The organism is Teredinibacter purpureus, from assembly GCF_014217335.1.
GTDB lineage: Bacteria > Pseudomonadota > Gammaproteobacteria > Pseudomonadales > Cellvibrionaceae > Teredinibacter > Teredinibacter purpureus.
Window position 1 is genome coordinate 3152272 of sequence record NZ_CP060092.1, and the last position, 22810, is coordinate 3175081.

The following is a 22810-nucleotide window of genomic DNA, read 5'->3' on the forward strand; positions in this document are numbered from 1 at the left end:
ACAACTCGAGCTAATAATGTTGCGCTGAAAATTTTGCAACGACTCGACGATTTGTTTTTCGGGCTTCTAAGGCTGTACTGTTGACTAGCGGCGCCGATTCGCCATAACCAATTGCCGTAATTCTTGCGGGCTCTATCGCCCTATCGTTACGTAGTATGGCGGCGACCTTATTGGCTCTTTTTTGGGAGAGTTGTTGGTTCGTTTGCTCGTTGCCAACGTCGTCGGTATGACCTTCTATTGTGACGTTTATCTTCGGGTATTTGCGCATAAATTCTGCCACGCGTTCTATTTCGCTGTTGTAATGGGTATTTACAATAGCACTGCCAGTATCAAATAGAATATTGAGTTTGATTTCTATCTTGGCTTCTTCCGATTGTTGGCTACAACCGCGCTCGTCTACGGGTTCGTTGAGGGGTGTTTGCGGGCACTGGTCGTGTAAGTCGATAACCCCGTCGCTGTCATCGTCCGTTGGCAGGCTAATTATAGCCGAGACAGGTTCGGGTGTTGATGTTGGAATTGTCGTAGGCATTGGTGCTGAACTGGGTGTTGCTATTGCAATCTTAGGCTGTTGTGTTGCGTTCTTTTTAGCGAAGGAAAACCCCACGGTTGCCAAATAGGTTTGCGCATCAACATCAAAGCTTGTGGCTTCTGCACGAATAAACATTCTAGAGGTTAGGTTCCATTCAAGACCTGCACCTAACATGAGTTGTGTACTGGTGTTTTGGTTATAGATATCGGTTTCGCCGGTGCTGTCATTTATTAGGCTAGCAAGGCCTCCGCGTATAAAAAAATTAGCTCTTTTATTGGCGTTGCGAAAATAGTAGCCCACGCTTAGGGACGGCGTTTTGTAAGTAATGCTTTGTTCACCGCCGAGCGATGGGTTTCTAGGCGCTGTTTTAGCGGCACCAAGATCGGTGTAATTGAATTCGGTAAATAGCGTGTCGGTAACTTGGTAACCTATATATAGTGCGTAAGCTGTGTCGTTTTTAGCGGTGATATCCCAACCACTATTGTTCTCATTGGGTTCCAAGTGGCTTACGCCCAGGCCTGCTCCCATATAGAGGGCTCTCTGGTCATCGCGTTCCGCCAGTATGTGGGATGTGGAGGAGAGTAGCAGAACGGCCCCTAGAGTAACGGCAAGACATGTACGTTGTTTGCGGTTTGATGTGGAGCCTAGTAGGGCAATAAATACTAGAAAGAGTAGGCTTGAAAGATCGGCTGTGCCGCCACCTTTAACAGCGGTTTCTATTTGTCGCTGTGCTTGCAGTTGGTCTTGTATGCCGTCGTTGTTGTAATCGCCATTCTCTTGATCGTCTGTGTAGCTATCACCGTCGGTGTCAACGTCTTGATAAGCAAGTAACCCATCGTTATCTATATCGACGGTACTGATGACGGCGTCGTCAATACCGTCGCCGTTGAGATCGCTACCACCGGTAAAGTCGGCGTCGTAGCCATCGTCAATACCATCACGATCAAGGTCTTGTCCCGTTCCATTGGTCATTACATTTTCTTCCGTATCGGTTAAACCATCGCTGTCACTATCGCTATCGTAACGATCGGGGTCGCCATCGTTGTCGGTATCAAAAACGTTTATTAGCCCTGTTTGGGTGTCGTCTATACCGTCGTTGTTGGTGTCTTGGCCGCCGGTATTATCGACATCGAGACTGTCTTGAATGCCATCGGCATCACTGTCGTTAGTGCCAAGAGCATCTGGATCGAAGGCGTCGTCTAGGCCGTCGTTATCGGTGTCGGTGAAGGTTGGTATGGCTAAGCCGCTTTCGAACCAGTCGCTTAACCCATCGTTGTCGCTGTCACGATCTAATCGGTTAGGTATACCATCATTGTCGGTGTCGCCATTGCCTTCGATTGTGTCGGGTATACCATCGTTGTCATCGTCGATGTCTTGGTGTTCGGGTATGCCGTCACCGTCGCTATCAAGAATATGCCCGCGAACGGTGTTGTCACCGTCGAAGGCGTCGTCTAGCCCGTCGCTATCGTTATCGCTGACAACGTCGATACGGCCATCGCCATTGGTATCGAGCAAGACGGCGGCGGTACTTTCGATATCGCTAATGCCATCGTTATTACTGTCCAGATCAAAGAGGTCGGCAGTGCCGTCGTTATCGGTGTCGGGCAGCATGGTTAAGGGGGGTTGGCCATGATCGGCGAGCCCATTTTCATCACTATCGATTACGCCGGCTTCTTGGGCATCGAGCAGGCCGTCATTATCGCTGTCGAGGTCGAAGATATTGGGCACGCCATCGTTGTCAGTGTCATTAAACGTTGCAGCGTCGTCGATTCCGTCGGCATTAAGGTCGGCACCTCCGGTGATATCGACATCATAGCGGTCGTCGATGCCATCTGCGTCGTTATCGTGGCCGGTTATAAGGTTTTCAAGGCCGTCGTTAATGCCATCGTTATCGCTATCGGCATCGCGGAAATCCGGTAGGCCGTCGCCGTCGGTATCGCGAAGGGCGGGGTTATCAACCCAGCCATCGTTGTTGCTATCGGTGCCGTCGACAAAGTCACTGTCGAAGGCATCGTCTATGCCGTCGTTGTCACTATCGGTATAGATGAAACCAAATTCTAGCGCATCAGGAATGCCGTCGTTGTCTGAATCCAAATCAATGATATCGGGGAGGCCATCGCGGTCACTATCACGCAGTGCGTTGTCGTCTATGCCGTCGCTATTTGAGTCTTGGCCACCGGTTTGGTCCACGTCGATACTGTCGTCTATGCCGTCGCTGTCGGCATCAGTGCCGGTAATGTCATTCTCTTGTGCGTCGGGCATTCCGTCGTTGTCGCTATCGCGGTCGTATATGGCGTTGTTACCGTCGTTGTCGGTGTCATTGTCGGTTTCTAGGCTATCGGGTAAGCCATCTTCGTCGCGATCTAGCACATTATCGAGGTAGTCCACTACGCCGTCTCTGTCGTTGTCGGCGTCGCCTTCGATGGCGTCACTGATTCCATCACCATCGCTATCGAGGTCTAAATAGTTTGGCTGACCATCGAGATCGGTATCGCGTTCTCCTTCGAGCTGGTCGGTTAGGCTATCGCCGTCGCTATCTCTATCCCGGAAATCGGGCGTTGTGTCGCTGTCGGTATCGCGCGTGTTAATGGCATCGTCTATACCGTCGCCGTTGATGTCACTTCCCCCGGTTTGATTGCTGTCGAGAGTATCGCTAATACCGTCGCTGTCTTGATCGCTGGTGCTAAAGCCGCTTTCTGTTGTATCGACAATGCCGTCGTTGTCGCTATCAGTGTCTTGGTAGTCGGGTAAGGTGTCGTAATCGGTGTCGATAGCGGCGGCAATGTCGTCGATACCGTCACCATTGGTGTCGCTGCCTGTAGTGCTATCAACATCGTAAAGATCATCGATTTGGTCATTGTCGGTGTCAATTCCTGATGCTCCGCTTTCGAGCAGGTCGGGTATCCAATCGTTGTCACTATCAAGATCGCGATAGTCGGGTATTGTGTCGCTATCGGTGTCGAGTAGCTGGGCATCGTCGTCGATACCGTTAAAGTCAACATCACTTCCGCCAGTTTGGTCTGGGTCGAAGCTGTCGTCGATGCCGTCACTGTCTGTATCGATTCGTGTGGTATTACTTTCAATCAGGTCGGGCAGGGCATCGTTATCGCTATCGATATCGAGGTAGTCGGCCCACGCATCACCGTCGGTGTTGCGTGCTTGTGCTAGGTCGTCGATGCCGTCGTTGTTGATGTCCGTGCCACCGGTTTGGTCTAGGTCGAATGCATCTATAATGCCGTCCATATCGGCATCACTAGGTGCTGTGCCGGCTTCTAGGGCGTCGGGCAGGGTGTCGTTATCGCTGTCTAGGTCTCGGAAATTGGTGAGGCCATCGAGGTCGCTGTCGGTTGTGCCTTCATAGGCGTCGGGCAGTGTGTCGTTGTCGGTATCGAGGTCTAGGTAATCGGGTATTCCGTCAGCATCGTGGTCGCTGGGTAGAATGTTGTCATCAATTCCGTCGTTGTTTGCGTCGTTGCCCTGTGTAATGTCGACATCAAATCGATCGTTAATACCATCAAAATCACTGTCGTTAGGGAAAAGTACGCCTTCTATTGCGTCGAGTAGCCCGTCGTTATCACTGTCAATATCACGGTAGTTGGGTATGCCGTCCATATCCGTATCTTGCGTGCCTTCAAGTATATCGGGTATGCCATCGGCGTCTTCGTCACGGCTGTTATCGAGGTAGTCGGGCGTTCCGTCTAAGTCGGTATCGCGGGTACCTTCAATGCTGTCGGCGATGCCATCGTTGTCGGAGTCGGTGTCTCGGCTGTTTGGGGTTCCGTCGCCGTCGGTATCGTCGCTGCCTTCGGTTAAATTAGGGATGCCGTCGCCATCGTCGTCGGTATCGGTAATGTCCGGCGTGCCGTCTTCGTCTAGGTCTTCCAGAATGGTTAGCGTAACCGTGGCGGGAGCGGAGTTTTCAAGCCCGTCGTGTACGGTAAAGGTGAAGCTATCGGTACCACTATAATGGGTGGTTGGTGTGTAGAGTAAAGCTGGGCCTGTGCCGGAGAGTGTGCCGTTTACAGGTGTACTAACGATGTTGAAGGTGAGTGTTTGACCGTCGGGGTCGGTGCCGTTAAGGGTTAGCACGGCTGGAATGTTTTCTACGGTAGTTTGGCTTTGCGGTAAGGCGGTAGGCGCAGCGTTACCACCTGTCACGGTTAAATTAAAGCTCGGTAATGAACGTGTGACGAGGCTGTCGCTCACTGCAATAACAATGTTATTGGTAACACCATTGTCGGTTGCGTTTGGCGTGCCAGAAAGTTCTCCGGTTGTGGTGTTATAGCTGGCCCATGTTGGTTTGTTGGTGATGCTGAAGATTAGCGTATCACCCGCGTCGACATCCGTTGCTGTTGGTGTGAAGTTGTAATGACTATCGGCCGCAACACTCGTAGCGGGGCTGCCCACTATTGCTGGTGCGTCGTTGGTATTGGTAACCGTAAGGTTAAAGGCCGCGAGCGACACAATGGATAGGCCGTCTGTAACACTCAACACCACATTGTCGGTTGTACCAACATCCCCATTGGTAGGCGTTCCGTTAAGCGCGCCTGTTGTTGTGTCGAAGCTAGCCCAGGCGGGCAGGTTACTAATGGCAAATGTTAATAGATCACCATCGGCATCGGTTGCCGCTGGGATAAAGCGGTAAGGGGTATCTTCTGGGGTACTTGTAGTGGGTGATCCCGACATTATGGGGGCGTCGGCCACAGCGATAATATCGAAGCTGAGTGCGGCACTGTGGATGCCGCCATTGCCATCAGTGGTTTCCATCGCTATACCGCCCGCATTTATGCCACTTAGGTTTGCGGTGGGCGTAAAGGTTGCGTCTGTGAGCGCGGTGTTAATCTCAACTAAGCTACCCGTAAAGGCCATGGTGGTGTCATTGGTCCCCGTGCCAACGCTAAAGCTAAGGCCGGCACTACTAATGCTCAGTGTTCCACCTGTTGCAACAAGCGTCGTTGTTTGGCTGTCGCCGTCGTTGTCGGCTATTGTGAATGTGTTTTCGAGCGCGATATTTGCATCATCTTCATTCGCGTTTGGTGCCGCAGGCAGCGTAATAACTGGGGCGTCGTTAGAGGCGTTAATATCAAACACAAGTGCTTTGGAATCGGTGCCACCGTTACCGTCGTTGGTGGTTACTTGAATGCCACCAGCATTACTGCCGTTGAGGTTGGGTGTGGGTGTAAAGGTTAAGGTATCGAGCGCCGCGTTGGCATCGGTGAGTGAGGCTACAAACACCATGCTGGCATCGTTGGCGCCGTCACCTGTGGTGAAGGTTAAACCGGTTGTGGTGAGGCTGCCGGTACCGCCGGTAAGGGTAAGGGTGACGGTTTGAATATCACCATCTACGTCGGTCAGGTGAAGCGTATTGTCTATGGCGATAGCGGTATCGTCTTCAGTTATTGACGGCGCCGAGGGTAAGGTTACGTTAGGGGCGTCGTTTACAGCAGTAATATCAAAGCTTACGGTGGCATTGGTGGTGCCATTGTCGTCGGTCGTTTGAATCGCAATGCTGCCGGCATTGGTGCCGTTGATATCGGCGGAAGCATCGAAGGTCATACTGTCGAGCGCGGTGTTTATGGCCGCTAATGTGCCACTAAAGGCTGCGTTGCTGTCGCTGCTGCCGTTGCCAACGGTAAAGGTTATTCCTGTGGTGGAAAACGATACGGTACCGCCGGTAATCGTTAACACTACGGTTTGGTTGTCCGTATCACTATCGTTAATTTGTATGCCGTTATCGAGGGCGACCAATGCATCATCTTCGCTCACTACCGGTGGTGCGGGCAATGTGATGATGGGTACGCCTGCCGCGGAAATGTCAAAGGTGAAGCTTTGTGTATCACTGCCGGTATTCCCGTCGTTGGTACTGATTTGAAGCCCACCAGTATTGGCGCCACTGAGGTTGGTGGTGGGTGTAAAGGTCATGGCATCAAGTGCAGTGTTGAGTGAGGCGAGGGTGCCGCTGAAGGTCATGGTGGTGTCGTCGGTACCGTCACCGGTGCTGAACGTGAGGCCGGTGGTGCTTACGCTGGCAGTACCGCCAGTAAGCGTGAGGGTGACGGTTTGAGCATCGTTGTCGACATCGATGATACCCACGTTATCGGCAAAGGCGACATTGGCCACGTTTTCAGCAACAGCAGGTGCCGACGGTAATGTGATGATGGGCGCATCGTTGGTGTTGGTTACGGCGAGGTTAAAGGCCGGTAAGTTTACCGTTTCGATGCCATCAGTCACGCTTATGAGAATGCCAGTGGTAGAGCCGACATCGTCATTGCTGGGTGTGCCTGACAGTACGCCGGTAGTGGTGCTAAATAGCGCCCATGTGGGCGGGTTGGTAATGGCAAAGGTAAGCGTGTCTGCCGCGTCAATATCATTGGCTGTGGGGGTAAAGCGATAGGCGCTGTCTTCGGCTACGGTGGTGATGGGTGTGCCGGTGAGGGTGGGGACATCGTTAGTCGCAGCAATATTAAACACTAAATTTTCCGAATCACTTCCACTGTTTCCGTCATTCGTAGTGATCTGAATACCACCTGCATTGGAGCCGTTTACATTTGCCGTGGGTGTAAAAGTGAGCGCATCAAGAGCGGTGTTTATATTCGTAAGTGTTCCACTAAATTCCAGGCTGCTATCGTCTGTTCCGTCACCCGTAGCAAAACTCAAACCTGTGATGCTTAGGCTTGCCGTTCCACCGGTAATGGTTAAGCTAACGGTTTGGTTGTCGTTGTCGACATCCGTAATAATTACCGTATTGTCGATAGCGATATTAGCGTCGTCTTCGTTAACTGTTGGCGACGCTGGCAGCGTAATAATCGGCGCATCATTTTCAGCGGTAATATTAAATAATAGACTTTCTGAATCGGCTCCGCCGCTTCCGTCATTGGCAGAAATCTGAATGCCGCCCGCATTAGTGCCATTTAAATTTTCGGTAGGCGTGAAGGTGAGTGTATCTAAAGCAGCATTAATATTGGATAAGGTTCCACTAAAAACCATGCTGCTATCGTCAGTACCATCGCCGGTTGTAAAACTTAAACTGGTTGTGGCGAGGCTCGCAGTACCACCGGTAATCGTAAGAGTAATGGTTTGATTATCACTTTCTATATCGAAAATATTAATGTCGTTTGCGATAGCAACATTTGTATCATCTTCGGTTACAGTTGGGGATGTGGGTAGCGCCACAATCGGCGCATCATTGTCGGCCATTATAGTAAATAACAAACTTTCTGAATCGGTTCCGCCGCTTCCGTCACTAGTGGCAATCTGAAGGCCGCCCGCATTAGTACCATTTAAGTTGGGTGTCGCTGTGAAAGATAGGGTATCTAAAGCGGTATTAATATTGGATAGGCTTCCACTGAAGATCATGCTGCTATCGTCGGTGCCGTCACCGGAGGTAAAACTTAAACCAGTGGTAGAAATACTCGCGGTACCACCGGTAATCGTAAGAGTAATGGTTTGATTATCACTTTCTATATCGAAAATATTAATGTCGTTTGCGATAGCAACATTTGTATCATCTTCGGTGACCGTGGGAGAAGTGGGTAATGTAACGACAGGTGCATCGTTGGTTGCGGTTATAGTTTGGCTTGCTTGTATTGCATTATTACCCGCAACATTTTCAACGTCTGCGGTGGCTGTTTCGCTTAGATTCAAGGCTTGTAGTGCAAGTGCTGGAACAGTAATTGACCACGCGTTAGACGCTACGCTGCCGGTATAGGTTGAGCCGTTCAGCTCTAATGTAACCGTCTGGCCATCTTCAACGTTTGTCGTTGTACCTGTAAAATTAATATCAGTATTATCTTCGGTAGCATCAATAGTGTTGTCGCCAGCCACGGTGTTCAGGCTTATGCTTGGGGTGGTAAGGCTATGGCTTACGGTACGAGTTGCTTGCGGTGCAACGTCACCTGCCAACGTGGCAACATCGGCTGTTAATATGGTTACGGTGGGGAGTGCTTGTGCATCTATAGCAGGAAGTGTTGCTGTCCATGTGCCATCGCCACTGACGGACGCCGTGTAGGTGTCGGAGGCCGTAAAGTTAATAGCGATTGGTGTGCCGGATGCGAGGCTAGTGATAGAAATATTGTCAAACGCGATATCGCCTTCTATATTGGCAGATTTACCGTTTGCATTTAACTGCAAGCCAATACCTACCACGCTTGTTAGATCGAATCCAGGTTGTACATAATTGAGGTTGCCCGTCGATATATTCGTGAGTGTTAGGGTTGTCCAACTGTTAGCAACTAGGCCGCTTGCTTGCTGCCATACAATAGCGGCATAGCGGTCACTGCTATCGCGTACGTAGGGCTGAACCGACAAATTGCCATCAACGACGTAAGGGGAGGGAACCTTCACATCAACAGCGTAGGTAGCGCCGGTCATGTCAATGGATTCAATAGGCGATTCGGTCGTAACCACATCAGTTGTGTTACCCCATGTCACGTCATACTGAAACTCGCCGCTTGTGATGGTTTTAGTGGCAGTGGCCGTTCCTCCCCAGATTAAAGGGGCACCCCAATTACCTGCATTGAGTGGGTCATAAGTGGTTACGGTAACGGTCTGTGCGGTTTCGACGCCGTTGGTGGTGCCTGGAATTGAAACGTCGCTATCGTCTTCCACGATATTGATAACATCATCGCCGGCGACGGTAGTGATAGCGATAGACAGTTCAACAAAGTTGACGGTTGTCGATAACATTGTATTACCATCAATTGATCCGCTAATAGTGGCCGTAGCAACTGTTGTGTTGGAGGTGAGCGTTGCCGTATAGGTGCCATCACCGTTGTCGCTAATACTGCCAAGGCTCCCTTTATCAGTGTTTAATATAATGGTGCTGCCGCCAACGCTAATGTTTGCGTCGGCACCATCTTTGGCTTGAACCGTTATTATTGATGTGGAAGCGCCCGTAGCCGCTATAGCGGTTGGCGAAGCGCTAATTGTTGAGTTATTGCCCGTCGCTGTATAAATAACGAGTGATCCCGCTACCGTATTAGAGACGTTACCGGCGGCATCTGTACTTAGCACTTGGACGCTATTAGAGTTGCCGTCAGTGACGGGGGAGAATGAACCGGCAACCGGGGCTTCACTGCCTGAATCTAATGACCAGGCACCACCGGATGTGGCCACAACATCAAAGGTGGCGCCGCCCACAATGACACTAACAGTTGAATTGGCCTCAGCCGTTCCAGAAAGAGTAGGCGTGGTGTCGGAGGTGGTGGTAGGCGTGACTACAGTTGGATCTGTCGGTGGCGTTACGTCCACTTTTGTTTTTTGAGGGGCGCCAAAAAAACCACTAACAGCGCTATCGAAAGCAAATTCTCCTGTGCCATTATCCTTCGAAAACGTGAAATAAAATTCGGAACTCGGCTGAAGTGCAATTTGCAAACCGGTATCGGTGTCGGCGAGTACTTCGTAAATACTGACATCGTCCATGGCCAAATCATTACCGATTAGGCCAGCAGTGTTGCTAATAAGGCTTAAGGTATTGGACGCCGTTGTGGCGGTAAATGTACTGGTAAACTCTTCCCACGGTGTTGTGGTTGCACCGCTTGATTCTAGATCACCTGATTCTGCGAGCACAACCACAGGGTTAACGCCATCATCCAAGACAAAATCTACATTAGGTTTTATGTTGGCGTTATCATCGTTAATGTTGGCTAAAAAAGCGGTGAAGTTATAAATTTTTCCAGGTGTTAACGTTAAGGTAAACTCCCAGAACGGATCGACAATATTGTTGCCCATATCGATTAGAGCAAACACGGTACCGTTATTCGCTAGGGTTTCATTAAAATAAGTATTGCTGCTGTTTCCACTAGTGCCGTCAAATAGCGCATATTTCCCCTCTCCCCAATCACCTGAGCCGATAGTGTTGCCACTGTCGTTAGTGCCTAAATAAGTGTAGCTAGACGTAAAGCCTGTATTGCCACTTTCAAACCCTGCATTTGAAACAAGATTGGTGCCCGACGTTGATGAGAATTCGAATTCATCGTCAGCGGCACCCGCGCTATTAACGAGTGAAGAAACGGAAATGGCGGTAGGATTATCGACGGTGTAACTGGCTACTTGTGACTGGAGTGTTTCAATAATCTCATTGGTTAAACCGCCGTCTAATGCATTAAACAAAATATCGGGTGAGACAGTAATAGGTGTGCTTGTGCCCGACTCAAAAAATCGGTAAACCACATCAATTGATTGAGCACTTTTCCCTACGAGAGATATTTTTGCACGGTTTTCATCGGTCGACCAGGTGACCGAATTTGTGTCGCCGCTAGAATTTGTAAGAAGCTCTATCGCCATATCGATATTGGTTCCGTTTACAGAACCAATATTTGACCAAAGACTAGTTGTGCCGATTGAGCCTGTGTCGGAACCGCTTCCAGCGGTTACAGAGGGTGCGCCAGAGAAGGCAAGCGTTGTGGCTGCATGTACAGAAATCGACTGTGCGCAGCTAAAAGCTATACACAAACAATAGGCTGCTAACTTTCTTACCATCTAAAATTCTCTTCATAAGTGACTATGTGAACTCGATAAAAGTCGGGCTCATTAAATAACTCCTTTAAGATAGTAATTCCGTCGCGCTGAGTACCACTGTAGATATCTGCTATTAAATTTTACTGCAAAAGCCATGCTTAGCCTAATAGGGTTGGCAGGCAGAAAAGAGTGTGAATTATTTTTTAATAACGCGAAAAGGTCTTTTTCATATTTCTTATTTCGTATTAGCGATTAATTAGAAGGTTTTTAAAGGCGCGTAAAACCAATTAAATCAAGGCGTTATTTATTACTACAATAAAGGACATTTTTTTTATGATTAATAGCCAAAAAGACTACTTAAAACCCCAAATAAAGTAAGCGTATATGCCGGGCTAATTAAAAGGAGCTGTATCAGTTGTTTCGATTTTTTGCAAAACGCGAAATTAGCGGATGAATGGGCAGAATCAAAAAATTTAATGGAGCAAAGGGGTAATGTAGGGCTAAAAAATACGGCAGAAGAAGGGGTTCGAAAGAAACAAAAAACGGGCTATTGAAAATTGTATTCTTAGGCCGCCTGTAAGTTGATGGTCAAAAGGAACGTTGAGTTACGGACGTGGGAGGTGGGGCGCTCTAGAGGAGTTGCTTTCGCGAAACCTCATTCGCGAAAGCGTGCCACACCCCGTGTGCGACACTACATCGATTAATCTTCGTTCTTTATGGGGTAGGTTTCAGATTTGTCCATGACTGTGCTTTGTCGATCTAATACACCAATATCCAGTACGGGGGCAGCGTCAATATGTTGCGCATCCATCATTTGGGCAACACGCTGCAGTGACGAAATTATCATGGTTTGCTCCCAGCCCTGAAGGTCGCCAAATTGGCGAGCAAAATGCTCCTGCAGTGGTATGGGCGCCTCTTTCAGTATTTCCGTTGCCTGATCCGTTAGATAGGCATGCACTTTTCGTCTATCTTCTTTGGAGCGCTCTCGAAAAACGAGTTCACGTTTTTCGAGTCGATCTAGAATGCTGGTTACTGTGGCCTGGCTAAGGCTTATTTCATTGGCTAGCTCGCCAATGGTCACTTCACCCTTATCTCGGATGGTTTGTAGCAGCAAAATCTGCGGCGCAGTAAGCCCTGTAGTTTTGGCTAAGTGTTTGGAGTGTAGGTCGGTGGCTCTAATTACGCGCCTTAGTGCTACCAACACCTCTTGAATACTATTCAAAATGTTCCTTTTTGTCGGGTATGAAAGAGCGGCGAGTATAGCCTAGATTGTTTTGAAAGCTAAAGAAATAGCGCTGTCTGAGTGTTGTAGCCGTTTCGTGAGGCCCAGCCAGCACTGCACGTAGCAATGTTGCTAGAGAAAAAACAATATTTAGTGTACGATGCTTCGCCTTCAAAGCATTATTTTAGCTTTTCATTGCTCATAATCGTTTTATATGCCCATTATGTAGCTATACGCCGCTTAGATATCCTTAGAGAACTAATTAATAATCTTATTTTAGGTGAGCGATTTGCTTTACTCTCAAAATATCCAACTAAGAATGCCGGTACTAGAAGACGGTATGCCCGTTTACCAGCTCGTTCAACGCTGCCCACCGCTCGATACTAATTCCAGTTACTGCAACGTCCTGCAGTGCGGGCATTTCGCCAATACATCAGTTGCTGCCGAATTAGACGGCGAACTTATGGGTTTTGTTTCGGGCTACATTATTGCAGAACGACCAGACACGCTCTTTATCTGGCAAGTTGCGGTAGATGATCGTACTCGCGGGCTTGGCTTGGCGTCCCAGATGCTGTCACACATACTAAATCGTCCCTGCTGCAGCACTGTTAGGTACCTAGAAACCACCATCACAGAAGACAACCAGCCGTCGTGGCGATTATTTGAGCGCCTTGCAAAACAACTAGAGACTCTTATTCAGCCCTCACCGTGGTTAGATAAACAAATACATTTTAAGGGTCAGCACGAATCTGAATCGCTGGTTCGTATCGGCCCCTTTAATTGTGCCCAAACAAGAGGTATATCATGAAAATTTTCGATGAAATCGAATCAGAAGTACAAAGCTATGCTCGCTCATTCCCGCGCGTATTTAATCGCACCAAAGGCGAGCTTATGTGGGATTCGGATGGGCAAGAATATTTGGATTTCCTTGCAGGCGCAGGAACCTTAAATTACGGGCACAACAACGAGCTCTTTAAAGCACCGCTTCTTCAGTACATCGAAGACGATGGTATTGCACATGGCCTTGATATGCATACCAAGGCCAAGGGCGAATTTTTACAGGCGTTCAACGACAATATACTTAAGGCTCGCAGCATGGAATATATCATGCAATTTACGGGGCCTACGGGTACTAATGCTGTTGAAGCGGCCATGAAAATTGCACGCAATGTGACGGGGCAACAAAACATTGTCACGTTTACCAATGGCTTTCACGGTGTCAGCCTGGGTTCTTTGGCCGCAACGGGAAACTCGCACCACAGAGATGCCGCTGGTGTGAGCTTAACCGGCACCCATCGCATGCCTTACGATGGATATCTAGGGGATGATATCGATACCACAGAATACCTAGATAAAGTGCTTTCCGATTCCAGTAGTGGTATTAACTCTCCCGCAGCGGTAATTGTTGAAACAGTGCAAGGCGAGGGTGGGATTAACGTTGCGAGCATTGAATGGCTCAAGAACTTGCAGGCGGTATGTCGAAAGCACAAAATTTTATTAATAGTGGATGATATTCAAGCTGGCTGCGGCCGTACGGGTAGCTTTTTCAGCTTTGAAGAGGCTGGTATAGAGCCGGATATTATCACCCTGTCTAAATCCCTAAGTGGCTATGGGTTGCCTCTTGCAGTAGTACTAATGAAGCCGGAACTCGACCAATGGAAGCCCGGTGAGCATAACGGTACCTTCCGTGGTAATAACCTAGCCTTTATTACCGCAAGGTTGGCTATCGAGCATTATTGGAAAGATAATCGTTTCGCCGACGAAACCAAACGCAAAGGCCAATACATTTCAGCCCGTCTAGAAAAAATTGTAAATCAATACGGTGAAGGAAACTTTTCGGCGCGAGGGCGTGGCATGTTTCAAGGTATTAACTGTGTCAACGGTGAGATAGCCGGCGAAATTACTCGTCGAGCCTTTAAGAAAGGGTTAATCATCGAAACTAGTGGTGCCGACGATCACGTGGTTAAATTTTTATGTGCCTTAATTATTTCAGATGAAAATCTTAAAAAAGGCATTGATATTGTTGAAGAATCGATCCGCGAAGTCTGCGCAAAAGAAGATATTCCTGAAGAGGTTGTATATTTTAGAGCCAGTTAAGTATCGGTAAGACGAACAGAACAAAAAGTAGAGCGAGACAATACAATGATCGTACGTAACCTATTAAAAGCCAGTCAGTCTAATCGAAAAATAGTATCGCCCGAGGGCAACTGGGAAAGTACGCGCCTTCTTCTCAAAGAAGATAATATGGGGTTCTCATTTCATATTACCACCATTTACAAAGGCGCCGATTTTGACATGCACTATCAAAACCACCTAGAGTCGGTTTATTGCATTGCAGGTGAAGGTGAAATAGAGACTACGGCTGACGGTAAGAAATACGCCATTTCACCCGGCACCGTTTACGCACTCGATAAGCATGACAAACACACGCTTCGAGCCTTTGAAGAAATGACCATGGCCTGTGTCTTTAATCCGCCGCTTAACGGCAAAGAGGTTCATAATGCCGAAGGCGCCTACGAATTAGAAGCCGAGACAATCGCCGAGTAATGGCACTCTATAATAGTAAGTAATTAACGTAATTGGGCCTGCTTTTTGCGGGCGAGATGGCTACGTAACCTGGCGGTACTTATAATAATAAATTGGTAATAAAAGAATGACGTATTCGTTTATTGGGTTTTTACTCTGTTTTACAGGTATAGGTTTGGCCTCCGCATGGTATAGCCGCGGAACAAAAGAAGATTACTATCTTGCCAGCGGTAATATACGCCCTTGGCTCGTAGGTTTGTCGGCAGTGGCCACCAACAATAGCGGTTATATGTTTATTGGTGTCATTGGGTACACCTACGCAACGGGTCTTGCTTCCATCTGGCTTATGATAGGCTGGATAGCAGGCGATTTTTTAGCGTCACTTTACGTACATAAACGTTTACGGCAAGCCACCGAAAAAAGCGGTGAAATTAGCTATGCTGGCGTTCTTAGCCAGTGGCACGGCCAAGAAGCTCCAGCACTCCAGCGTGTAATCGGTGTAATCTCTCTTCTCTTTTTGCTCACCTATGCAGCGGCTCAAATGGTAGCCGGTGGTAAGGCGCTGCACGTTTTATTAGATTGGCCATTATGGTCTGGTTCTGTGGCGGGCGCCGTTCTCGTTAGCCTCTACTGTTTTGCTGGCGGCATACGTGCATCCATTTGGACTGATGCCGCACAATCCATTGTCATGATAGTGGCCATGGCAACACTTCTAATTGTCGCCGTTGCAAATCTTGGCGGTACGTCGAACGCTATAGAACAAATGCAAAGTGTTGATGGTTTCATGGACTGGTTCCCAAAAGGCTTAGTATTTTCTGGTTGGGTGGGTGGAGGCTTATTTATTGTTAGCTGGTTATTCGCCGGCTTCTCTGTAATAGGGCAGCCCCATATTATGGTGCGCTTTATGACCCTTAATAATGCCGGAAACATGCGTCAAGCAAAACTCTGGTATTACTTTTGGTTTATTACGTTTTACGCCATGGCCACTGGTGTTGGTATGCTGGCCCGTATTTATTTATCGGATGTCGGGTTGTTTGATGCGGAACTGGCATTACCCATAATGGCACAGCAGCTATTGCCTCCTATTCTCGTTGGTTTGATACTTGCCGGTATATTTGCAGCCGCAATGTCAACCGCCGACTCACTCGTACTAAGTTGCTCAGCGGCCATCACCCACGATATTCTGCCACATAAAATTGAACGCACATGGGTTCTTAAGCTCACCACCGTCTTTATAACTGGCCTTGCATTGTTGCTCGCACTTTCAAATAATCAAAGCGTTTTTAACATGGTAATAATGGCCTGGTCGGGATTGGCTAGCGCCTTTGCACCGTTATTAATAATGCTGTGCTTAGGTAAAAAGCCCTCGCAAACCACCAGTATTATTGCTGTTGTTCTAGGGTTTTCCGTCGCGCTATTGTGGCGGTACGCTGGGTTGCAGGCTCTGGTGTATGAGGGCTTGCCCGGCATAATAGCCGGCCTAACAGTTTTCTTTGTATCGCCAATTGTTAGAAGAAAAGCGTAAGGCGGCCAGATTAAGAACAATGTTGGCGATTAGGTGCCGCTATTTTTTTAGGCTGTTTTTGGAGATGCGGATCGCTTTCAAACGTTGCTCTGGTTCGAATGGATGAGGCCATAGGGGCAAGGGGCTTAATAAGAGTTCCAGCTCGGGGCGAGTGCCTTTCTCATTCAATAGCGGCGGCTTACTCAACATTAACACGCCCATTGGTCTAAGGGGTTCTATAGCCCCACAATTCTAACCTCAGTTAAAAGTTGTGGGCTTATTCGTTACAGTAATTACCGTGGTGCATGTGTTTTTCGATAGAGCCTTGTAAGACCTTTCCAATGCCTTTGTTCATACCGCCCTATAACTATTTTTTTCTTCAGCAGTGTATCTACAAGGTTGTCTGTAACGCGATATGGCTTGATTTGCTGTGACCAGTTGTCTTAGTACATTCCGTGCAAAGCAATAGTGTGTTGCGCTCTCCTTTGCAATTTCTGCATTTTTTTTTGCTGGCGTTGCGCGTAGTGATATTTTCGCAGGCGGCGGTAAAATCTAATACTTGCTTGAACACCATAATATTCGTACTCCTCACATCGTTTTCTTAGGCCATTCAGTTAGATTTTTAGCGTCATTATTGGGGCAGGATTCTGTTTTTTGGCGTGCTTAACGGACGCCATCATCCCATGCGTTTCAACTATAACGACATATCTACAGTATCTGAGGCGGGAAAAAGAGGGTTGATTGGCATCAAAATGATTACAGATTGCGGTACAGCGAGATGTTGCCGTTTTGTACTTGCATTGGGCAACACAAGAATTTCTTGTGGCTATATGATGCGAGAGTATTTTGGGGCTCTAACCTGTTTTAGTTGCGAACGGTTGAGATAAGCATCAAATGCCATGCATATTCGTCGAATAAGTATGCGCCCAACGCTATGGACGCGTAAGCTTTCTGCTGTTATCGAGAGCAGGCCGTCGTCTTCTAATTCGGCGAGTGACGACAGTTCAGGCGCGAAATATTCTTTAAATCTGATACCGTACAGCGCACTTACGGAAGCAAAATCTACTTCAAAATGACAAATAAGCTCTGAAATCACGTGCTGACGAACGTGGTCGTCTGACGAAAGCGCAATGCCTTTTTGAGTGGGGAGCTCTTGGTTTTCAATTGCGGCGTAGTATTCTTCTACGCCTTTTACATTTTGAATAAACATAGAGCCAAATGATGCGATAGACGATACACCAAACGAAAAAAGCTCACAGTCACCGTGCGTGGCGTAGCCTTGAAAGTTTCGGTGGAGTTTTTTGTTCGATTGCGCTTTTGCTAACTCATCTGAAGGTAGGGCGAAGTGGTCCATCCCGACATATACGTAACCGGCCAATAGCAACCGTTCGATGCTGTTATACAAAATTTGGAGTTTTTCTTGTGGCTCTGGCAGTTGTCGAGCATCAATTTGTTTTTGCGTTTTAAACAGTTCTGGCATGTGGGCGTAATTAAAAACAGATATGCGGTCTGGCCTAATATCGATGACTCTTTCAAGTGTTTCACCAAAGCTGACCGTAGATTGCAGTGGCAACCCATAGATTAGGTCAACGCTTGTTGATGTAAACCCGAGTGAACGTGCAGAATTTACCAGCTCAGTAACCTCTTCTACGCTGTTAAATCGATTGACGGCCTTCTGTACGTGTTCGTCAAAATCTTGAACCCCCATACTTAAGCGGTTAAAGCCAAGCTGACGTAAATGTTTTAGTCGATTAGGTGTAACGCCTTGAGGGTGTATCTCTATTCCATATTCGCCCGAATCATCCTTGTGTAGCGTAAAATGTTTATTGATCTCTCTCATCAATAAGGACATTTGGTTGTCGCTTAAATAGGTAGGAGTACCGCCGCCCCAGTGAAGCTGGTCGACGGGGCGGGAGGTGTCGATATGATGAGCCTGCATCTGTATTTCTTTCATCATCGCGTCGACATAGGGCGTCGCTAAGGCTTTATTGGCGGTAATGATCTTATTGCAGCCGCAGTAATAGCAAACGGTATCACAAAAGGGGATGTGGAAATAAAGCGATAACGGAGATGCCGAGCGGTTACTAGTCTCGACTGCGTTTAGCCACTGCTGCTGAGTAAAACCCTCTTTAAATTGAGGGGCGGTGGGGTAGGAAGTGTATCGAGGCCCCGATAAATCGTGCTTTCGAATAAGTTCGTTATCCCATAACTGGCGGATTGTGCTTGGCATATAGCGCGGTACTCATGATGGTGATGGCAATGTTGATAAGTATAAATGGCTTGAAAGGCGTGCGATTGACCCATATCAATACGCGGGGTAGACTCAGCCCAGCTTACGTTACCCAACGCTTAAGAACCGGTTTGCAGCCCCTACCTGCGGCCCCCTCTAAGAAAAGGATTATCGAGAAATTCAGTTGCTGTTGCCTTCTAAAAGGCGCACTAAAAATCAAGGTTTTTAATTTTATGACCGAAGTATCAGGCGACACAACCACTACAATGTTTGATGGCATGCGCCGGTTGTTATCCGGCGTTACCGTGATTACGGCTAATAATTCTAAAGGCGAGAGATTTGCTATGACAGCGTCATCTGTCACGTCTGTTTCAGCCGAACCTCCTTCGTTATTGGTGTGTATTAATCGCCAAGCAACGTTGGATCATGCAATTTTGGAGACCCAGTTTTTCTGCGTCAATGTTCTTGCGCCAAAGCATAAGCAAATCTCCATCAATTGCGCTACACCGGAGGCCGGCGATAGTCGATTCGAACATGGGCACTGGCAGCAAGACTCAAAAACAGGTTTGTTCTATTTAGGTGATGCACAGGCTGTTTTTATCTGCAGTAAGAAAGCGACATTCGAATATGGCACTCACAATATTGTGGTGGGCGATGTGACTACAACGTTAATCGATGCAAGCGAGGTAAGTGTACTGGGCTACTTGAACGGAAGCTATCTAGAACTCTAAACTGGCAGGGCGGCATATACGCAAGCGCCTCATCGCCTAATTAAAGTGCAAAGTGACCAATAAGTCTGCGTTAAGGACGTAAATTGAAATCAGTTTAAAAAAAACGCTGGAACTGTTTGACAACAAGTTAGAAAAAGGTAGAATGCGCCCCTCTCGCGGAAGGACGTCTGAGCGATCAGATTATGCGGGTGGTTAGCTCAGTTGGTAGAGCGGCGCCCTTACAAGGCGTAGGTCACAGGTTCGACCCCTGTACCACCCACCAAAACTTCCTAGAGAGTAGTGACTACTGCGGCCCGGTAGTTCAGTTGGTTAGAATGCCGGCCTGTCACGCCGGAGGTCGAGGGTTCAAGTCCCTTCCGGGTCGCCATATATAAAAAGCCTCACTCTATCGAGTGGGGCTTTTTTCGTTCTAGATTGCCTTTGTTTCAGTATCGAACCTTCCGCCTAATACCTTAGCGCCACCTACTATCTATTGGAAAGTAAGCTACAGTTAAAGTGCCTATATAATTAAAATATTGGGCGAACCGCTGTAAGTAGAACGGAAACGATGATTTCCTTTGGCACGAACTAACTTGTCAACAGACTGTCATATTTCCAACGTATTGTGGAAACACGCAATCCAACCACTCTTGGTTTACCTATTTGTTGTCTCAAGTGTTGCTTCAGGCCAGTGCAAACAAAAAAATAAGCGCGGCTAGGCAGCAGAACCTTCACGGTTAACCCTTTAGCGTAAAATGTTTTAACGGATTGCTAGCTTTAGATCATAAGGAGTTGTAATGCACGATTATTTAGAAGAGTTACTTTATAACAATGGGCAAAATCTCGGCGATGACTGGGATTCCGATGCGCAAGAATCTGATATTGATGAGGAAGACGAAATAGATGAGTGTGAAAGTTTTTAATTAATGCATTTGAGTCATATTTAGGTGTACGTTAACACTTAAGAAAAGCGGGGCAGGTCAATCACCATCGCCCCATATCATAGCGTTCAACGCCCCCCCCCCCCCGCGATACTGAAATCCCGTAAGCCGAACGTTCATTAACTACGTGGTCGTCCTGCCGGCTCAAATCGTTACGCTATTCACGTTTATAGTGAATATTGCCGTTCAACCCGCGTTTCTGAAGGCCTGTTCACAACGCAAATTTAGTGAGTGGTCAATAATGACAGCAATATCGCCTGTTTTTAGCTGCAGGTGCCCGTTGTTTGGTAATCAGTAGGTAGTAAGCGAACGTGATTTTCGACCATGATGAACTAGCTCGAGCCGTATTATTTTTTAACGATGCTGGAGCCATTGTCAAAGAAATGCATTATACGGAATTTGAGGCAATATTAGATAACTATGTACCCTCTATCGACTGGGCAGGTCAAACGGCAAAATCGGTGTGTATTGACCTTGATTCAAAGCTCCGTATTCGCACGGCCATCTTTTTTACAATCGGCTTTAACGCCAAGGGTGAAGTTGATAGTACGTGGAATATACCGTTAGACCAGTTAATTGGTAGTGCCATCAGAGGCCCTGATTTGGGTGCAGGCCCTATTCGTTTAGTGTGTGCTAGCCAATGCCCCATCCAATATTTTAAAGATTCCTTATGGGACCCGGATATGCGTTCGGGCAAAAACCATCTATCGATACTCTCTAAGGCCGCGCTGCGTAATAAGCTCTCCATTCAATTTAGGGAGGGGCCACACGAGCCTGCGCAGGCAGGCTCTCCCCCTATATTGAATAACGAACTATTAGAGCAAAAGATTAGCGGTGAGCTAAGAAAAGAGTATGCATCCGAATTTAGAAACCAGACAGCTCAGCTACTAAAGGATCAGCGTCTTCGCGCGGCAACAATAAGCAATGAAAGTAAAAAAAGTATTGCCTCTTTAAAGGTTGATTACAGCAATCGAATTGAGGAATACAGGACGATAATCGCTGAGAAGAACCGGACGATAGAAGAGGAGCGCGAGCGTAACCAAGCACTAAAAGAAACAATAGACGGCCAAGCAATGAAAATTGAGGGGCTGAGAGAATATTTTGAGCATAAGCTTGAGAAGGCTGAAGGGCAGGGAGCCGAGCATATTCATAGTCTCCGAGATAATCATCAAGCGGAAATTGAGGCCAAAATAACGGTTGCGACAACAGAACTGAACGAAATGTTGCAGATGCGTGAGGTAGAGCTTATGTATCGCAACGAGCAAGAGCGACAGCTTCGGGATGAAATTTCGCGCCTCAGGAAAGAAAACGAAGCGCTGATGGGCAATACAAATGAGGGGCTTCTTTCAAAAATGGTGGGCAAGGGTATTAGTTTTGTTAGCTATCAACCTGGCGCAGGGCACATTACAATACCGTTTGCCGATATAGCGGATTACATGACGAATTCAGTCGCCTACGCTGCCGCCCAATGTGGGGTGAAAGAAGCACTTTACAAAGCATGGCTCGACCATTATCAGGCACCTGTCTGCAGTGCTATCGACGAAAATGGCAGTATCTGTGGCGAAAACGTTCCCCGCATAACCAACCCAACCGATTTCCATAGTGGTGATGAAGATCGATGCAGTGCCCACAAAGAGATTAAAAGTGCCGGAAGCCTCAAAGTTGTTAGTGGCTAAGTCACTAACGCAACTCCTTAATTATGAACCACAACATCTCGCTCAAATGGCCCCCCTCCAAGGCATAGATCTGCCATCGCTTAGCGATGCAGGTGTGCGTCTAAGCCTACTGAGGCTCGATTTAATGCATGAGCGCCTTAGCGGAAATAAATTGTTTAAGCTGTACTACCATCTAAAAGCGTATAGAGCGCTCGGGCAAGCTATACCCATTGCCAGTTTTGGTGGTGCATACTCGAACCACTTGCATGCTTTAGCGGTAATGGGCGATATGCTTGGCTTCCCCACGATTGGCATCGTACGCGGTGATGGTTTTGATTGCGCTAATGCGACGCTAAACGATCTTCAGCGCCTCGGCATGCAGGTACATTTCGTTGATCGAATGCGCTATCGGGGGCGTAACAGTGACGAATTATTAACCTCGTTAGAGCACACATTAGGTAAGGTTTTTTGGGTGCCGGAAGGTGGTGGTGGCAAGCTAGGTATTAAAGGATGTATAGCCATTGGTCGACGATTGCGAGCTTTGCAGGCCGATACTATTGCTGTGGCAACGGGTACAGGCTCAACTTTAGCGGGTATTGTAGCGGGTTTGTCGTTTGGAACAGAAACACCAATGGCGCGTGTATCGCCGGTGCTTGGATTTAGCCCATTGAAAAAAAGTAGTCAATGGATGAGCGAATCCGTTGCTGAATCGCTACCGCTGGTTGGGTGCGCAGCTCGTCCTTCGTCTTGGCAGGTGACAGATGAGTTCCATTTCGGTGGTTTTGGGACGTTTCCCGTTGAATTAAACGAATATCTACATGAGTTCGAATACAGAACACGTGTATTATTGGACCCCGTGTACACCGCTAAGATGATGTACGGAATAGAGCGTTTGGCTCTAAGAGGTTTTTGGCCGAAAGGAAGTCATATTGTCGCGGTTCACACGGGTGGGCTGCAAGGTAGGCGTGGCTTCCACTTGAAAGACTAGTGTCCCGCGCGCATTCGCTAAGCGCCTACCAATTGCATGTAATTCAT

At 47.8% G+C, this 22810-nt stretch carries 11 protein-coding genes and 2 tRNA genes; 10 read left to right on the forward strand and 3 right to left on the reverse strand.

Features of this window, described 5'->3' with window-relative positions; translation table 11 throughout:
- Positions 1-10: 10 nt before the first annotated feature.
- Positions 11-11008, reverse strand: a complete 10998-nt coding sequence (locus tag H5647_RS13885) for an invasin domain 3-containing protein (protein WP_045859381.1) — start codon at positions 11006-11008, stop codon at positions 11-13.
- A 679-nt stretch (positions 11009-11687) separates the two neighbouring features.
- Positions 11688-12209, reverse strand: coding sequence for a MarR family winged helix-turn-helix transcriptional regulator (locus tag H5647_RS13890; protein ID WP_045859382.1), 522 nt, complete (start codon positions 12207-12209; stop codon positions 11688-11690).
- Between the two features lie 289 nt (positions 12210-12498).
- On the opposite strand from H5647_RS13890, the gene ectA reads away from it, so the two are divergent.
- From ectA to H5647_RS13910, 4 genes are all read left to right on the forward strand, one after another.
- Entirely contained in the window at positions 12499-13017 is a 519-nt protein-coding gene (ectA, locus tag H5647_RS13895) for a diaminobutyrate acetyltransferase (RefSeq protein ID WP_408034003.1), read from the forward strand.
- Positions 13014-14306: a diaminobutyrate--2-oxoglutarate transaminase gene (gene ectB / locus H5647_RS13900; protein ID WP_045859387.1), complete on the forward strand. Its 1293-nt coding sequence runs from the start codon at positions 13014-13016 to the stop codon at positions 14304-14306. Before ectA ends, ectB begins: the two co-directional genes overlap by 4 nt.
- Before the next feature lie 45 nt (positions 14307-14351).
- Entirely contained in the window at positions 14352-14756 is a 405-nt protein-coding gene (locus tag H5647_RS13905) for an ectoine synthase (RefSeq protein WP_045859389.1), read from the forward strand.
- A 106-nt stretch (positions 14757-14862) separates the two neighbouring features.
- Positions 14863-16260, forward strand: a complete 1398-nt coding sequence (locus H5647_RS13910) for a sodium/proline symporter (protein WP_045859391.1) — start codon at positions 14863-14865, stop codon at positions 16258-16260.
- Positions 16261-17065: 805 nt separating this feature from the next.
- Here H5647_RS13910 and hemN read toward each other — a convergent pair.
- The gene (gene hemN, locus H5647_RS13915; protein WP_045859394.1) at positions 17066-18469 is read right to left on the reverse strand and encodes an oxygen-independent coproporphyrinogen III oxidase; all 1404 of its coding nucleotides are present in this window, start codon (positions 18467-18469) and stop codon (positions 17066-17068) included.
- 233 nt (positions 18470-18702) lie between these two features.
- Between hemN and H5647_RS13920 the strand changes: the two genes are divergently transcribed.
- The 6 genes from H5647_RS13920 to H5647_RS13940 all read left to right on the forward strand — a co-directional run bounded on the left by H5647_RS13920 (position 18703) and on the right by H5647_RS13940 (position 22763).
- Positions 18703-19200: a flavin reductase family protein gene (locus H5647_RS13920; protein ID WP_045861400.1), complete on the forward strand. Its 498-nt coding sequence runs from the start codon at positions 18703-18705 to the stop codon at positions 19198-19200.
- Between the two features lie 186 nt (positions 19201-19386).
- Positions 19387-19462: transfer RNA gene (locus tag H5647_RS13925), tRNA-Val, on the forward strand.
- 28 nt (positions 19463-19490) lie between these two features.
- Positions 19491-19567, forward strand: a tRNA-Asp gene (locus H5647_RS13930).
- Between the two features lie 409 nt (positions 19568-19976).
- Positions 19977-20102: a hypothetical protein gene (locus tag H5647_RS22340; RefSeq protein ID WP_268871356.1), complete on the forward strand. Its 126-nt coding sequence runs from the start codon at positions 19977-19979 to the stop codon at positions 20100-20102.
- 329 nt (positions 20103-20431) lie between these two features.
- The gene (locus tag H5647_RS13935) at positions 20432-21796 is read left to right on the forward strand and encodes a sodium:proton antiporter (RefSeq protein ID WP_236074899.1); all 1365 of its coding nucleotides are present in this window, start codon (positions 20432-20434) and stop codon (positions 21794-21796) included.
- A complete protein-coding gene (locus tag H5647_RS13940; protein ID WP_052692073.1) occupies positions 21765-22763 on the forward strand; it encodes a 1-aminocyclopropane-1-carboxylate deaminase/D-cysteine desulfhydrase in 999 nt (332 codons plus the stop codon). The genes H5647_RS13935 and H5647_RS13940 overlap by 32 nt, the downstream gene beginning before the upstream one ends.
- The last annotated feature ends 47 nt before the right edge of the window (positions 22764-22810 follow it).